Source organism: Vibrio nigripulchritudo ATCC 27043 (assembly GCF_000222685.1).
Classification (GTDB): domain Bacteria; phylum Pseudomonadota; class Gammaproteobacteria; order Enterobacterales; family Vibrionaceae; genus Vibrio; species Vibrio nigripulchritudo.
Window position 1 is genome coordinate 1 of record NZ_AFWJ01000235.1, and the last position, 14,395, is coordinate 14,395.

General features: G+C 48.0%; 12 protein-coding genes. 7 read left to right on the forward strand and 5 right to left on the reverse strand.

Features of this window, described 5'->3' with window-relative positions; all coding sequences use genetic code 11:
• Positions 1-52: 52 nt before the first annotated feature.
• A complete protein-coding gene (locus tag RH89_RS16555; RefSeq protein WP_004404473.1) occupies positions 53-688 on the reverse strand; it encodes a DUF2959 domain-containing protein in 636 nt (211 codons plus the stop codon).
• A 34-nt stretch (positions 689-722) separates the two neighbouring features.
• Between RH89_RS16555 and RH89_RS16560 the strand changes: the two genes are divergently transcribed.
• The 3 genes from RH89_RS16560 to RH89_RS16570 all read left to right on the forward strand — a co-directional run bounded on the left by RH89_RS16560 (position 723) and on the right by RH89_RS16570 (position 3,033).
• Positions 723-1,607, forward strand: a complete 885-nt coding sequence (locus RH89_RS16560) for a virulence factor BrkB family protein (protein WP_045967030.1) — start codon at positions 723-725, stop codon at positions 1,605-1,607.
• Positions 1,608-1,618: 11 nt separating this feature from the next.
• Positions 1,619-2,053 carry a D-aminoacyl-tRNA deacylase gene (dtd, locus tag RH89_RS16565; RefSeq protein WP_004404476.1) on the forward strand — a complete coding sequence of 145 codons (435 nt, stop codon included), beginning with the start codon at positions 1,619-1,621 and terminating at the stop codon, positions 2,051-2,053.
• A 62-nt stretch (positions 2,054-2,115) separates the two neighbouring features.
• A complete protein-coding gene (locus RH89_RS16570) occupies positions 2,116-3,033 on the forward strand; it encodes a bifunctional GNAT family N-acetyltransferase/hotdog fold thioesterase (protein WP_004404477.1) in 918 nt (305 codons plus the stop codon).
• Here RH89_RS16570 and RH89_RS16575 read toward each other — a convergent pair.
• The 4 genes from RH89_RS16575 to hslR all read right to left on the reverse strand — a co-directional run bounded on the left by RH89_RS16575 (position 3,030) and on the right by hslR (position 8,328).
• Positions 3,030-4,958 carry an AsmA family protein gene (locus RH89_RS16575; protein WP_004404479.1) on the reverse strand — a complete coding sequence of 643 codons (1,929 nt, stop codon included), beginning with the start codon at positions 4,956-4,958 and terminating at the stop codon, positions 3,030-3,032. The genes RH89_RS16570 and RH89_RS16575 overlap by 4 nt on opposite strands.
• Before the next feature lie 116 nt (positions 4,959-5,074).
• Positions 5,075-6,700, reverse strand: a complete 1,626-nt coding sequence (pckA, locus tag RH89_RS16580) for a phosphoenolpyruvate carboxykinase (ATP) (protein WP_004404482.1) — start codon at positions 6,698-6,700, stop codon at positions 5,075-5,077.
• Positions 6,701-7,045: 345 nt separating this feature from the next.
• Positions 7,046-7,921: an Hsp33 family molecular chaperone HslO gene (hslO, locus tag RH89_RS16585; RefSeq protein ID WP_004404484.1), complete on the reverse strand. Its 876-nt coding sequence runs from the start codon at positions 7,919-7,921 to the stop codon at positions 7,046-7,048.
• A gap of 17 nt (positions 7,922-7,938) precedes the next feature.
• The gene (gene hslR, locus RH89_RS16590) at positions 7,939-8,328 is read right to left on the reverse strand and encodes a ribosome-associated heat shock protein Hsp15 (protein WP_004404486.1); all 390 of its coding nucleotides are present in this window, start codon (positions 8,326-8,328) and stop codon (positions 7,939-7,941) included.
• 259 nt (positions 8,329-8,587) lie between these two features.
• Here hslR and gspC point away from each other — a divergent pair, with 259 nt between their 5' ends.
• Genes gspC through gspF form a run of 4 tightly spaced genes read left to right on the forward strand, consistent with a single transcriptional unit; the run spans position 8,588 to position 14,330 of the window.
• Complete coding sequence (gspC, locus tag RH89_RS16595; protein WP_004404493.1) at positions 8,588-9,526, forward strand: type II secretion system protein GspC; 939 nt, start codon at positions 8,588-8,590, stop codon at positions 9,524-9,526.
• Positions 9,527-9,568: 42 nt separating this feature from the next.
• Complete coding sequence (gspD, locus tag RH89_RS16600; RefSeq protein WP_004404495.1) at positions 9,569-11,602, forward strand: type II secretion system secretin GspD; 2,034 nt, start codon at positions 9,569-9,571, stop codon at positions 11,600-11,602.
• Positions 11,602-13,107, forward strand: a complete 1,506-nt coding sequence (gspE, locus tag RH89_RS16605; RefSeq protein ID WP_004404496.1) for a type II secretion system ATPase GspE — start codon at positions 11,602-11,604, stop codon at positions 13,105-13,107. The genes gspD and gspE overlap by 1 nt, the downstream gene beginning before the upstream one ends.
• A complete protein-coding gene (gene gspF, locus RH89_RS16610) occupies positions 13,107-14,330 on the forward strand; it encodes a type II secretion system inner membrane protein GspF (protein WP_004404497.1) in 1,224 nt (407 codons plus the stop codon). The genes gspE and gspF overlap by 1 nt, the downstream gene beginning before the upstream one ends.
• Positions 14,331-14,395: the final 65 nt, after the last annotated feature.

Genomic DNA, 14,395 nt, shown 5'->3' on the forward strand with positions numbered 1-14,395 from the left:
CTTCACGCCCCTTTTTTGCATCTGAACCTAAGCTCGCGTCTGAACTTGACCGTTACTTCAGTTTTGCCAAGAACTTGTCGGATTCCGTAATGGCGGATTTCATTTCCTTGATTGCCAGTTCGATGTCTTTTTCCAAACTCATGAACTCGCCCTGAAGAGAGCCAATGGCACTGGCATTGAGGTTGTGTTTTAGGTTTAGTGTGTTATCACGCAAAGTATTCAGTACGGGTGTCATTTTCTTCTCTGCGCGTTTCATGGCGCGGAGCATGGTTTTGTATGATGCCTTGGTCTGCTTTAACTTGGTCTCACTGTCGCGGCGAAGTTTGCTGCTGGTGTAAAGATCCAGTTCCTGTTCCCATTCTTCAAATAGGGCATCTGAAACCTCTTCTATGGCGCCGATGCGTTTGGATACGGTTTCTGCTGCATCCACGCTGTCCTCGTACTTATCGTTGATTTTCTCGTACATGGATTCCAGATCGCCACCGTCAAACTGGGTGAGTGCAGAGAGCACTTCTAACGCACTGGAAAATTCTTCCTGCGCTTCCTGCTGGGCATTTTGAGCATCTTCTACCCGGTCAACCATGATGTCCCGCTTGTGAATGCCCACCTTTTCCATTGCAGAATAATAGGTCGATTCACAGCCAGTCATCAGAAACAAAGACATTGCCATAGCAAAAACAAAACGCATTTGAATTTCCTTTTCGTATAGAATTGAAAGCACTATGGAACACTTAACAGGGAGATACAAGTTGAAGTTCGACGAGATAGCCGTTCATTCTCAACATTTTTTCCGCTACTTGCTTGGGCGTATGAATCATGACCGCCTGACCGTCAGTGCAGGCTACATGGCTTACATCACGTTATTGTCTTTGGTGCCCATGTTGACGGTGCTGCTGTCGGTGCTTTCCAAGTTCCCCGTGTTTGCCAATGCAGGCGATGTGCTCCAGGAGTTCGTCATTACCAACTTTGTCCCGGCAGCAGGTGCGGCAGTGAAATCGGCGCTCAATGATTTTGTGGCCAATACGGGCAAAATGACTGCAGTTGGTGGTGGTTTCCTGTTTGTTGCAGCTCTGATGCTGATTTCTAACATCGATAAAAACCTTAACTACATCTGGCGAGTGCAGCAAAAACGTCGCCGTGTGTATTCGTTTTCCATGTACTGGATGGTACTGACACTTGGTCCTATTCTTGTTGGAACCTCCATTGCTGCTACCTCATACGTGACCTCGCTAAACTTAATTGAAAGCGAGACCATTTCTTCGGTGTACTCCATGCTGCTCGGCTGGCTGCCTTTTATTCTGTCTTTTCTGGCATTCATGGGGCTCTACATGCTGGTGCCCAACAAAAAAATTCTACTGCGTGATGCGGCAATCGGTGCACTAGTGGCTGCTATCCTGTTTGAAATGAGTAAAAAAGGTTTTGCCATGTACATTACTCAGTTCCCTTCATACCAGTTGATTTATGGTGCGCTGGCGGCAATTCCTATCCTGTTTGTCTGGGTTTATCTGTGTTGGTTAATTGTGCTGGTTGGAGCAGAAGTGACCGCGAGCCTCGGTGAACGGGAAATGTGGTACAGTAGTGAGCCTGAAATAAAAGAAGAACAATAAGGAAGCGATACATGATCGCCTTAATTCAAAGAGTCAGTGAAGCCGCCGTTCGCGTAGAAGGCGAGGTGGTTGGCGAAATCAATCAAGGGTTACTTATCTTGCTCGGCGTCGAAAAAGAAGACGACGAAGCCAAAGCAAAACGCCTGATGGAACGGGTACTCACGTACCGAGTTTTTGAAGATGATCAGGGAAAAATGAATCTAAACGTACAAGATGTGAACGGAAGCGTTTTGGTTGTGTCTCAATTTACATTACCCGCAGATACAAAAAAAGGAACGCGACCAGGTTTCTCTAAAGGCGCCCACCCTGCGGATGCAGAGCGTCTGTACGATTATTTTTCTGATCTATGTGAAGAAAAAATCGGTACACAGCGAGGAAGGTTCGGCGCAGATATGAAAGTGTCGCTGGTCAATGACGGACCGGTTACCTTCTGGTTGCAGGTATAAGAAGCAGGTAATGCGTTTGGGGCGCACTGCTGCCACTCGCTTCGCTAGAGCAAAGGATTCTCATGTTTAAATTAATCACGCCTAAGACAGCGAATCAGCTGAACAAATATTATCATTTTCGATGGCAAATGCTGCGCGAACCATGGCGTTTGCCTGTGGGCTCTGAGCGCGACGAATACGACGAAATGAGCCACCACAGAATGATCGTGGACAGCAAAGGCAGACCCATGGCCATTGGTCGCCTGTACATCACTCCGGATAATGAAGGTCAGATTCGTTATATGGCGGTGAAGCCTAATCGCCGTAGCAAAGGCATCGGATCGTTGGTGTTGGTGGCATTAGAATCGTTCGCTCGTCAGGAAGGCGTGAAGCGTCTGGTGTGTAATGCCCGTGAAGATGCCATCGCTTTTTACCAAAAGAACGGCTTTGAAAATCAGGGTGAATTGAGTGACGAGCGTGGTCCGGTGCGTCACCAGCAAATGGTGAAATCGCTCGATCCGTTAGCGAATGTTCTCCGAAGACCAGACTGGTGCGCCGACTTGCAAGATCGATGGGAAAGCCAGATTCCGATCAGCGACAAAATGGGCATCAAAATCAATCAGTACACTGGATACCGATTTGAGTGCAGTGCTCAGTTGAACCCTAACCTCAACCCTCATAACACCATGTTCGCAGGCTCTGCATTTACGCTGGCAACATTAACGGGGTGGGGGATGACCTGGCTCTTAATGAAAGAACGTGGTTTAGAAGCCGATATTGTGTTGGTCGATAGCCAGATTCGTTACCGACATGCAGTAGAACAGAATCCGATTGCTGCCACGTCTCTGGATGGCATCAGTGGAGACTTGGATAGATTAGCGGCAGGCAGAAAAGCGCGTGTGGTCATCAACGTGTCGATCTACAGCGGCGAGCACGCAGCTGTCGAATTTATTGGCACCTACATGCTGCTGCCAAATTACCAACAAATGCTGGGGCGTTAGTCCTCAGTATTGTTATTGCAGACTTCTCGCGTAATTGGGGCACTGGAAAGCGGTTCGTAACGCCAGTGCCCGCACTCTCCGCTAAGTTGTAACCTTAATTCCCCGTCTTCCGGGTGCACCAGATCCAGTTTCCCCTGCAAGCTTCCAGTAAAGTCGCTGCCCGCAATGTTGGATTCGCGAATGTCTATTCGACCTCTGTCTACATCAATCAGCAAGTCTGAAACCAAAACGTCAGATGGCGCTTTCTTAGACAGCTCAAGTGGCACGGTAGGATCCATCAGTGCAGCGAAGTGAGAAGAGGTCAAAAGGTCACGAAACTGAGTCGAAACGAACCCAGAAATGCTGTGATTGAACGAAGTCTGGTCACCAGACAAACCGGAGAGCTCAAATTGGGTATCAGTCAGCCCAGACAAATCAAATGGAAGAGGATGAAGGTATCGCCAGGTTTCGATTGGAATGCCGTCTCCCTGAAATTTCAGTTTCCATGGGCGGCTGTATTGACGGAAATCCCATTGACCCTGAGCGCGAATTAATCCGTCGGTAACCGGAATAATGACTTTGTCGAGAAAACTGATGCCACCTTCTGAATGCGCTTCTATCAGCAACTGAGAGCCGATGAGTTTGCCAAAGTTCGCACTGTTCGCGGTCAGTGCCAGATTACCCTGCCACAACCCCATCTGACCATTTCTCAGAATGTCCAGTTGCTTACCCTGAACGTTAAGACCTGATATCTGGCGACGTGGCTCAGAATGTAAATCAATGTATTGCGCACGTTTAATGGCTAGCGAATCGATAGTCAGGTTGGCTAAGCGGTCGGTCTGTTCTTTAAAGGGTTGTAACGTCAGCTCGCTATCGGTGTGCCATTCAACCCCAGTAAGGTTTAACTGCGAAAGGTGCCAGGTGTCGGGAGTAAATTCTCCGTTGAGCTGAATATAGCCTTGCCCCATACCCACGTTGGCGCTGTTCACCACAATAAGATCAGGAGATAAAGTCGCTTCGATGACGGGCTCCAGCCAGAGTTGGTTAGCAAAGTCGAGGCTCTCTGCATCCAGAGACACGCTGCCAGATGGCTGCTTCCAAAGTTCGAACGGGAAGCGAATGTCCTCAAGCGTCATATCCGCCTGTACCATGGCGAAAGACGGAAACTCTAAGTCACTGCGGAGCACATCCACACGCTCAATGAAAATTTCATTGCTGTCTGCGTTTGCCCACTTAAACTTTTTCAGGGTTTTCCAGTCATCTTTGGTGACGGTAAGTTCATTGAGGGAAGCGCTCACCACGCGCCAGCGGTTTTCTTTCCATTCTGCCTGACCGGACAGCGAGCCTCCTCGCCAGTTGAAGGACAAACCATAAATTTTCTTGGTTTCAGCGAAAATATCGGCATCCAGCAGTGCATTATTAAAGGCTTCATTTTGCCAGTAGATTTGGTCGGCACTGAGTTGAATCTCGCCGTACCAACGCCAGATGGGGTGATCACTGACCACTGGATCTTTAATCTGGAATTTTAAGCCTCGTACGATCCACTCCGGGTTGGAAAAGTCTAAGTTATCGATTGCAAACTGATGAACACGAACGAATGATAGCGGACGAATATTAGGCACACCTTTTTGCAACTGCATACCACTGAGTTGCAGGCTGGCGATGCTCAGTTTGGTGCCGCTGAGAATAGCGGGATCGAGCCAGATATTCGCGGTTTCGATGAACATCGGTTCAGGTTCGGTAGAAAGTTCTACCCCATGCAAGGTGAGCTGGTAGGGTGAAGTGTATTCAACTTGATCGATTTGGATGGACAAATTGCTTATCTGGTTTGCCACGAAATTGACCACAGGCGTGGCATAACGCGTGTACAAACTGGCATAGAGTGCCAAGGCTGAAACGACGATCAGCAGCAAGATCAAAACCACAAACGTGGAGGCTTTTCTCATGTCCCTTGTTCCAAATTCCTTAATCCAGCTTTCAGATTGGCTCAATTATCGATTGGATTCAATAAAAAGCCCCTCAAAAGAGGGGCTTGGTAATGGATTTGATAACTCAATCCGGTTTAATCAAGCTGTGGACCTGCTGCAACCAGAGACTTGCCTTCGTCGTTATCCGTGTACTGAGCAAAGTTATTGATGAAGCGTTGTGCTAAATCAGTTGCCTTGCTGTCCCACTGCAGTGGGTCTGTGTAGGTATCACGAGGGTCAAGGATTTCAGGATCTACACCGTGAAGTGCCGTCGGAACTTCTAGGTTGAACACTGGAATCACTTTGGTATCAGCATGGTCAATCGAACCATCCAGAATCGCGTCGATGATGCCACGGGTATCCTGAATGGAGATACGCTTGCCTGTGCCATTCCAACCGGTATTGACCAGATAAGCTTCCGCACCTGCTGCTTCCATACGTTTTACCAGTACTTCTGCATACTGCGTCGGGTGTAGCGTTAGGAAGGCTGCGCCAAACGCCGCTGAAAACGTAGGTGTTGGCTCAGTAATGCCACGCTCAGTACCTGCCAGTTTGGCGGTAAAACCAGACAGGAAGTGGTACTTAGTCTGCTCTGGTGTCAGTTTCGATACCGGAGGTAACACACCAAACGCATCAGCCGTCAGGAAAATCACTTTCTGAGCGTGACCCGCTTTCGACACTGGTTTCACGATGTTTTCGATGTGATGGATAGGGTAAGAAACTCGGGTGTTCTCGGTTTTCGAACCGTCTTCAAAGTCGATAGAGCCATCAGCGCGAACGGTAACATTCTCTAATAGCGCATCGCGGCGGATGGCATTGTAGATGTCTGGTTCCGCTTCTTTAGACAGGCGAATGGTCTTCGCGTAGCAACCGCCTTCGAAGTTGAAGATACCATCGTCATCCCAACCGTGCTCATCATCACCAATCAACTGGCGTTTAGGGTCGGTTGAAAGTGTCGTTTTACCTGTGCCAGACAAGCCGAAGAATACAGCGACATCGCCGTCTTCACCAACATTGGCACTACAGTGCATGGACGCAATGCCTTTCAGAGGCAGCAAGTAGTTCATAACGGCAAACATGCCTTTCTTCATTTCGCCGCCGTACCAAGTGCCGCCAATGATCTGGACGCGCTCAGTCAGGTTAAAGGCAATGAAGTTTTCTGAATTGAGACCTTGGGCTTCCCAGTTAGGGTTGGTCACTTTTGCACCGTTCATGACAACAAAGTCAGGTTCGAACGTTGCTAATTCTTCTTCTGTAGGGCGGATAAACATGTTTTTCACGAAGTGAGCTTGCCATGCGACTTCTGTGATGATGCGAACACTCAGGCGAGTGTCTGGGTTTGCGCCACAGAAACCATCGATGACGAACAGACGTTTTCCTGAAAGCTGGTTGGTCACTAGATCACGCAATTCTGTCCACACTTCCTGATTAATGGGTTTGTTATCGTTTTTACCTTGATCAGACCACCACAGAGTGTCCTTGGTGGTGTCGTCCTTAACGATGTACTTATCCTTAGGGGAGCGACCAGTAAAAATACCAGTGTCTACAGCAACAGCACCAAGTTCAGTGACGGTGCCTTTTTCGTAGCCTTCCAGCTCTGGGCGAGTTTCTTCTTCGAACAACTGCTCATAACTAGGGTTACGTAAAACCTCAGTCACGCCAGTGATTCCGTGTTGGGTAAGATCAATGTGTGCAGCCTTTGTATGTTCCATAACGGTCATAGGTGCTCCTTGTAGGGTATAAATTGTAGGGATTTTGTAATTATTTATAGTTTTGTGCTCACCAATTTAGCAACTTTGAGCAAACTCAAATCAGGTCTTTTAATCATATATTATCCCCGAGGTGAGTGAGGTTTTTTTGCTCTTGTCACAGATTTGGTAGGGCTATTTTATCGCTCGCGCAATCCTTTGCGCTAGATCAAAAGAATTATTAATTTGACAAAAATAAGTATAGCGTACGGTGATATAAATGCGTGTTTTAGTAGCGAAAAAGCATAAAAAAAGCCGACATATTGTCGGCTTTCTAGTGATATTTTTGACGCTTATTAAAGTGTAAAAAATAATCAATTAATGAATGGTGTCGTTTCCATTACTTGCTTGCTCATAGAGCTCAGATACTTGTGATTCGTCGAACGAATAATTCGTGCCGCAGTAATCACAATGTAAAGAAACGGATCCTTCTGTCGCCAAAATGTCATTAATTTCATCTCGGGAAACCGTAATAATGGCAGCACCACTGCGCTCTCGTGAACAACCACAATGGAATTCAACAGGTTGGGGCTCAAACAATTGCACCTTTTCCTGATTGTATAAGCGATACAGCACTTCGTTTGCAGGCAGGCTGAACAGCTCTTCATTTTTAACCGTGTTGGTCAGTTGCTCAAGGTGTTCGAAGTCGTCAGGTGTGCCTGTGCCGTCTGGCATGATTTGAAGAAGCATACCCGCTGCATGCGGCTTGCCTTCAAATTCACCCAAGCGGAACCACAAACGAGTCTGAAGTTGCTCGGAACGTTCAAAGTAAGCTTCAAGCACTTCAGATAACGTTTCACCTTCCAGACCAACTACGCCTTGATAGCGTTCGCCTTGTTTAGGTGCAATGGTAATCACTAAGTGACCTTTGCCCATTAGCTGATGTAGGGTTGCATCTTCTGCTATGTCACCATCCCAACGTGCGACACCACGAACTTTCTGATCGTGATCGCCATTAATTACCGCCAGAGACACAGGACCATCGCCCTGAAGCTGAAGGGTAATAGAGCCTTCAAATTTCAGTGTTGCGGTAAGCAGAGTCGTGGCGACGAGTAGCTCACCCAACAGGTTTTGTACCGGTGCTGGGTATTCCTTGCTTGAAATGATCTGTTGGTAGGTTTCGTCCAGTTGTACCAACTCGCCACGTACTGAAAGATCTTCAAATAGGTAGCGATTCAAAAGGTTGTTTGACATGCGTGGAGCTCCAGCATTTATTGATTCTTAAACTTAATAATGTCGCGACGCTGTTTTTTGTCCGGGCGTCTTTCCGGGCTTGGACTATAAAGTGCGTTAAGCTTTCTCTTTTGCGTGTTTTCTTCACGCTTTAGAATGCTCTCTTCAGTTTCGCGGTATAGCGTCTGAGCTTCTGGAGCGCCACGGCGTTGATCGGAAATCTTCTCAATCACTACCGTTTTTTCTTCATGCCCCTGTCTCAAAACGATCGTAGCACCAAGCTCTACAATCTTGCTCGGCTTTGAGCGTTGCCCATTATAATGGACTTTGCCGCCATCAACCATATTCCGTGCTATGGATCGCGTTTTGTAGAAACGGGCTGCCCAGAGCCACTTATCGAGCCGGACTGTGGCAGTATTTGAACTCATAGTAAATTCACGCCTCTAATGATTGACTTAACTAATGATTTACACAATGGTGACGATAACGGGGGTTTTCAACCTAAAATGGGATGAAACGTAAGCAGTCTGGAACCTGTTATTGTGAATTGTTGCTAATCTTTATAAGAACGATATTTGGTAACAATCAATTTATATGACAATGTGCAAACCTTTGTGTAGGCTTTGGCTTTTATTTATCAGACTGCCTAACCATTTCTGAAGTTTTAATACAGGGAGCGCATGATACATGTCATCGTCGTTGGTGCAAAAATATCAATTGGATCAGAAGTTCAGTGCTTTTCTTGCGCTTGCTGTAAAGCAGCAGGGAAAGTTGAGCGCTTGGGTGACATTATTACTGATCGCCATTTCTGCCTGGATTCTCGGGCAACTTAGCTGGCAGCTGATTCCACAAGACTCTGAAGTAGCGCGCTGGTCTCCAAACGCGGTGATTACTCAGCCTGGTCAGGGTTCGAGTAATGCGAATTCTGGCGATGCCGTCGCTTCACTGCTCGATGCCCATCTTTTTGGTCGCTATTCCGACAAACCCGCCGCGAAACCCAAACCAAAACCAGTAGTAAAGGACGCACCTAAAACGCGCTTGAGTTTAGTGCTGGTTGGCGTGGTGGCAAGTTCGGTTGAAGAAAGCAGCCTTGCGGTCATTGCTAACCGTGGTCAGCAGCAAACTTACGGTATTGGTGAGCAAATCGAAGGAACAAGAGCTTCGTTGAAAAATGTGCTAGTGGATCGCGTTATTATCGATAATCAGGGTCAAGATGAAACTTTGATGCTTGAAGGTGTCGAATACAGCAAGCTGGCACAGGAAAGTCAGCCACTGGCTCCACCACCATCTGATTCGAATGTTGGCGATTTGCCTGATGTGAACGAAATTGAGCAAATTCGACGCGAAATTTCGCAAAATCCACAGCAAATTATGCAATATATCCGTTTGTCGCAAGTTCGCCGAGACGGAAATATTGTCGGCTATCGTGTGGGACCCGGCAGCCAGAGAGAATTGTTTGATGCCGTGGGCTTAAAAGATGGTGACATTGCTACACAATTGAACGGTGCTGACTTGAGCGACCCATCCGCGATGGGCAAAGTGTGGCAGACCATATCTGATATGACGGAATTGAACCTGACGGTCGAGCGTGACGGTCAGAGGCACGAAATCTTTATTGAGTTTTAAGACTGGCGCTGGAACGCGTCAGGATATAAGTGGGAGAATCACGTGAAACAGTGGTTAAACAAAGGAACCTGGTTATTGGCTGGTAGCCTCGCTTGGTCACCGGCTTTGGTGGCAAACGAGTTTAGTGCCAGTTTCAAAGGGACCGACATCAAAGAGTTCATCAATATTGTTGGACGCAATCTTGAAAAGACCATCATCGTCGACCCAGCCATCCGCGGAAAAATTGATGTCCGCAGCTACGATGTGCTGAATGAAGAGCAGTACTACCACTTTTTCCTAAACGTTTTGGAAGTGTACGGCTTCGCAGCAGTGGAAATGGAAAACGGTGTCCTGAAAATTGTCCGTGATAAAGATGCCAAAACGGCAGCCATTCCTGTAGTTGGGGATGAAACACGTGTACAGGGCGATGCGGTAATCACGCGAGTGGTAGCGGTACGAAATGTATCAGTGAGAGAGTTGTCCCCATTGCTTCGTCAACTGAATGACAACGCAGGTGCGGGTAACGTCGTTCACTACGATCCGGCGAACATCATTTTGATCACTGGTCGTGCGGCTGTGGTTAACCGCCTGGCAGAAATCATCGAACGCGTTGACCGTGCAGGTGACAAAGAAATTGAAGTCGTTGAGCTGAAAAATGCCTCAGCGGCAGAAATGGTACGAATTGTTGAAGCGTTGAACAAATCAACAGCACAGAAAAACACTCCCGCGTTCCTCGAACCAAAACTGGTGGCGGATGAGCGTACCAACTCCATCCTTATTTCAGGCGACCCGCAAGTTCGTAAGCGTCTGCGTAAGTTGATCATGCAATTGGATGTCGAAATGGCAACCAAAGGCAACAACCGCGTTGTTTATCTGAAATACGCCAAAGCAGAAGACTTGGTCGATGTACTTAAAGGGGTTTCTGACAACCTTCAGGCTGAGAAACAAGGTGGCGCTCAGGGCGCTGCATCAGCGAAAAGCCGAAATGAAGTTATGATTTCTGCGCACCCTGGTACCAATGCATTGGTCGTGACTGCGCCGCCAGACATTATGCGTGCTATAGAAGATGTGATCGCTCAATTGGATATTCGCCGCGCTCAAGTACTTATTGAAGCCATGATCGTTGAGTTGGCAGAAGGTGATGGCGCCAACCTGGGTGTTCAGTGGGGTAACCTAAACACAGGTGCGGTCATTCAGTACTCAAACTCTGGCGCATCCATTGGCAGCGTGATGGTGGGCTTGGAAGAAGCTAAAGACACCACAGAGAAAAAACCGATTCGTGACAGCGATACAGGCGCCATCAAATACTACGAAGAAACCACCACCAAAGGTGATTATTCAACGCTTGCAAAAGCATTGGGTGGGGTAAATGGAGCGGCACTTAGTCTGATGGCAGGTGACTGGACTGCTCTTGTTAGCGCAGTGGCCAGTGACACCAGCTCCAACATTCTTTCATCACCAAGCATTACAGTAATGGATAACGGTGAAGCTTCGTTTATCGTTGGTGAAGAAGTTCCAGTTTTGACGGGCTCTGCAGCTGGCTCAAACAATGACAACCCATTCAGTACCGTTGAACGTAAAGAAGTGGGCATCAAGCTGAAAGTTGTCCCTCAAATTAACGAAGGCGACTCAGTTCAGCTAACCATCGAACAAGAAGTGTCTAACGTACTTGGTGCAAACGGTGCGGTAGATGTTCGATTTGCTAAGCGTCAGCTCAACACCTCGGTAATGATCCAAGATGGTCAGATGCTGGTTCTAGGTGGTCTTATAGATGAGCGTGCTTTGGAAAGTGAAGCAAAAGTCCCGCTGCTTGGTGACATCCCAGTACTTGGTCACCTGTTCAAGTCCACCAGTACACAGGTTGAAAAGAAAAACCTGATGGTCTTCATCAAGCCAACCATCATTCGAGATGGCGTTACAGCAGACGGCATCAGCCAGCGCAAGTACAACTACATTCGCGCCGAGCAACTGCTTAAAGCGGAAGAAGGTTTGAAACTACTGAGTGATGAATTTGTTCCTGTGCTTCCTAAGTACGGAGAAGACATTCGTCATCCTGAAGAGCTTAGAGCGTTCATCGAGCAGTTGGAGGCGAAATAATGGCGGATACGCTGGTCGTTTCTGAAGGCTTTGTGCGACTGCCCTTTGCCTTCGCTAACCGACATAAAGTGGCGATGGAAGTCGCCGCTCAGCCAGACGGATTGCCAAGCCTCTATTACGTAGAGCCGTTGGCTCTGGAAGTGTTAACTGAAGTGCGCCGAGTGGTGCGTAACTCTTTCACACCTGTAGCGCTTAAAGCGGAAGATTTCGAAAGCAAACTGACCGAGCTGTATCAGCGCGATTCCTCGGAAGCGCGTCAGTTGATGGAAGACATCGGTGCAGATAATGACGACTTCTTCTCTCTTGCAGAAGAGCTGCCGCAAAACGAAGATCTTCTGGAATCAGAAGACGATGCGCCAATCATTAAGCTGATCAACGCCATGTTGGGTGAAGCGATCAAAGAAGGGGCGTCGGATATTCATATCGAGACCTTCGAGAAATCCCTTTCTATTCGTTTTCGTGTGGATGGTGTACTGCGTGAAGTTCTCGCACCGAGTCGTAAACTGGCACCGCTACTCGTATCTCGTGTGAAAGTGATGGCGAAGCTGGATATCGCAGAAAAGCGCGTCCCGCAGGATGGTCGTATATCTCTGAGAATTGGTGGCCGAGCGGTCGATGTCCGTGTTTCCACCATGCCGTCATCGCACGGTGAGCGAGTGGTAATGCGTCTTCTGGATAAAAATGCCACTCGACTGGATTTGCACAGTCTAGGCATGACGTCGCGCAATCACGACGGATTCCAAACGCTGATCAAACGACCACACGGTATTATCTTGGTTACCGGTCCTACTGGTTCTGGTAAATCCACCACCTTGTACGCAGGGCTTCAGGAGCTCAATAGCACAGAAAGCAATATTCTGACGGTTGAAGACCCAATTGAATTCGATATCGACGGTATCGGGCAGACTCAGGTGAACCCGAAAGTGGATATGACCTTTGCCCGAGGGTTACGTGCGATTCTTCGTCAGGACCCAGACGTGGTAATGGTTGGTGAGATCCGTGACTTAGAAACCGCGCAAATTGCCGTTCAGGCGTCCTTAACGGGTCACTTGGTGATGTCTACTTTACACACCAATACCGCTGTGGGTGCAATCACGCGTCTTCGTGACATGGGAATCGAGCCTTTCCTAATCTCCTCTTCTTTATTGGGTGTGCTTGCACAGCGTCTGGTGCGTACCTTGTGCCCGGATTGCAAACAGCCTTATGAAGCCGACAAGGAACAGAAGAAACTGTTCAACCTGACCGAAGACCAACCGCTGACGTTATATAAAGCGTGTGGCTGTGAAGCGTGTAACTTCAAGGGTTACCGAGGTCGAACGGGTATTCATGAATTGCTGATTGTCGATGAAGATGTTCAGGAGCTGATTCATAGCGAAGCGGGCGAACAGGCGATCGACAAACACGTTCGAAGCACTACGCCAAGTATTCGTGATGATGGTCTGACTAAAGTAAGGGAAGGCGTTACCACGCTTGAAGAGGTCATGCGAGTGACCAAGGAAGCGTAATGGCAGCATTTGAATACAAAGCTCTGGATGCCAAAGGCAAACAGAAAAAAGGTGTCATCGAAGGGGACAACGCACGTCAGGTTCGTCAAAAGCTTAAAGAGCAAGGGCTGATACCTGTCGAAGTGATTGAAACCAAAGCCAAAGAAGCCAAAGCCTCTTCCGCTGGTTTGTCTTTCAAGCGCGGCATCAGTACCAACGATCTGGCTCTGCTGACTCGTCAGTTATCGACTCTGGTTCAGGCTGGTATGCCGCTGGAAGAGTGTATCCGTGCGGTTGCTGAACAGACGGAAAAAGCCCGTATCCGAACCATGCTGGTTGCGGTACGTTCCCGAGTCGTTGAAGGTTATACCTTGGCAGAGAGTTTCGGAGATTACCCACATGTGTTCGATGACTTGTTCTGTGCCATGGTGGCTGCCGGTGAAAAGTCTGGTCACTTAGATAAAGTCTTAGACCGACTAGCTGATTACGCCGAAAATCGCCAGAAAATGCGCTCTAAAATGCAGCAGGCTATGGTGTACCCGGTAATGCTGACGCTGATTGCTATTTCAGTTGTGGCATTCTTGCTGGCGACAGTGGTACCCAAGATCGTGGATCAGTTTGTTCAGATGGGGCAAACGCTTCCTGCGTCTACCGAATTTCTATTACTTGCCAGTAACTTCGTCCAGAACTGGGGCGCCGTTTTGCTGGTGGTGATTCTGGTTGGTATCGTTCTGTTCCAGGCAGCACTTCGCAAGCCGTCTTTCCGTCTTAAATGGGATCGCTGGATACTGGGTTTACCTGTCATTGGTAAAGTTGCCCGCGGTCTGAATACGTCCCGTTTTGCCCGAACACTTTCAATCTGTACATCCAGCGCTATTCCACTGCTTGATGGTATGAAGGTTGCCGCTGATGTAATGAGTAATCAGTTCGTAAAAGAACAGGTTCTGTTGGCTGCGGATCGCGTTCGTGAAGGGGCGAGCTTAAGAAAATCTCTAGAGCAGACTCGCCTTTTTCCACCAATGATGTTGCATATGATTGCCAGTGGTGAGCAAAGTGGCGAACTGGAACAAATGCTGACCCGAGCGGCAGACAACCAGGACCGGGATTTTGAATCTTTGGTCAACATGGCTTTGGGTATCTTTGAACCATTGCTTATTGTCTGTATGGCCGGAATCGTGCTGTTTATCGTGGTCGCAACCTTGATGCCACTGCTCGAACTGAATAACTTGGTTTCGGGCAAGTAACTTAGTCTCGATTAAGTAATATAGCCTCGATGTGAGCGACAAGTTCATATCGCAAAAAAGATTGT

Excerpts from the sequence above, each read along its gene's own strand:
- RH89_RS16555 (WP_004404473.1), bottom strand. The coding sequence starts at position 688 with ATGCGTTTTGTTTTTGCTATGGCAATGTCTTTGTTTCTGATGACTGGC.
- hslR (WP_004404486.1), bottom strand. The coding sequence starts at position 8,328 with ATGAGTTCAAATACTGCCACAGTCCGGCTCGATAAGTGGCTCTGGGCA.
- hslO (WP_004404484.1), bottom strand. The coding sequence starts at position 7,921 with ATGTCAAACAACCTTTTGAATCGCTACCTATTTGAAGATCTTTCAGTA.
- RH89_RS16570 (WP_004404477.1), top strand. The coding sequence starts at position 2,116 with ATGTTTAAATTAATCACGCCTAAGACAGCGAATCAGCTGAACAAATAT.
- gspC (WP_004404493.1), top strand. The coding sequence starts at position 8,588 with ATGTCATCGTCGTTGGTGCAAAAATATCAATTGGATCAGAAGTTCAGT.
- RH89_RS16560 (WP_045967030.1), top strand. The coding sequence starts at position 723 with ATGGAACACTTAACAGGGAGATACAAGTTGAAGTTCGACGAGATAGCC.
- dtd (WP_004404476.1), top strand. The coding sequence starts at position 1,619 with ATGATCGCCTTAATTCAAAGAGTCAGTGAAGCCGCCGTTCGCGTAGAA.
- pckA (WP_004404482.1), bottom strand. The coding sequence starts at position 6,700 with ATGACCGTTATGGAACATACAAAGGCTGCACACATTGATCTTACCCAA.
- gspF (WP_004404497.1), top strand. The coding sequence starts at position 13,107 with ATGGCAGCATTTGAATACAAAGCTCTGGATGCCAAAGGCAAACAGAAA.
- gspE (WP_004404496.1), top strand. The coding sequence starts at position 11,602 with ATGGCGGATACGCTGGTCGTTTCTGAAGGCTTTGTGCGACTGCCCTTT.
- RH89_RS16575 (WP_004404479.1), bottom strand. The coding sequence starts at position 4,958 with ATGAGAAAAGCCTCCACGTTTGTGGTTTTGATCTTGCTGCTGATCGTC.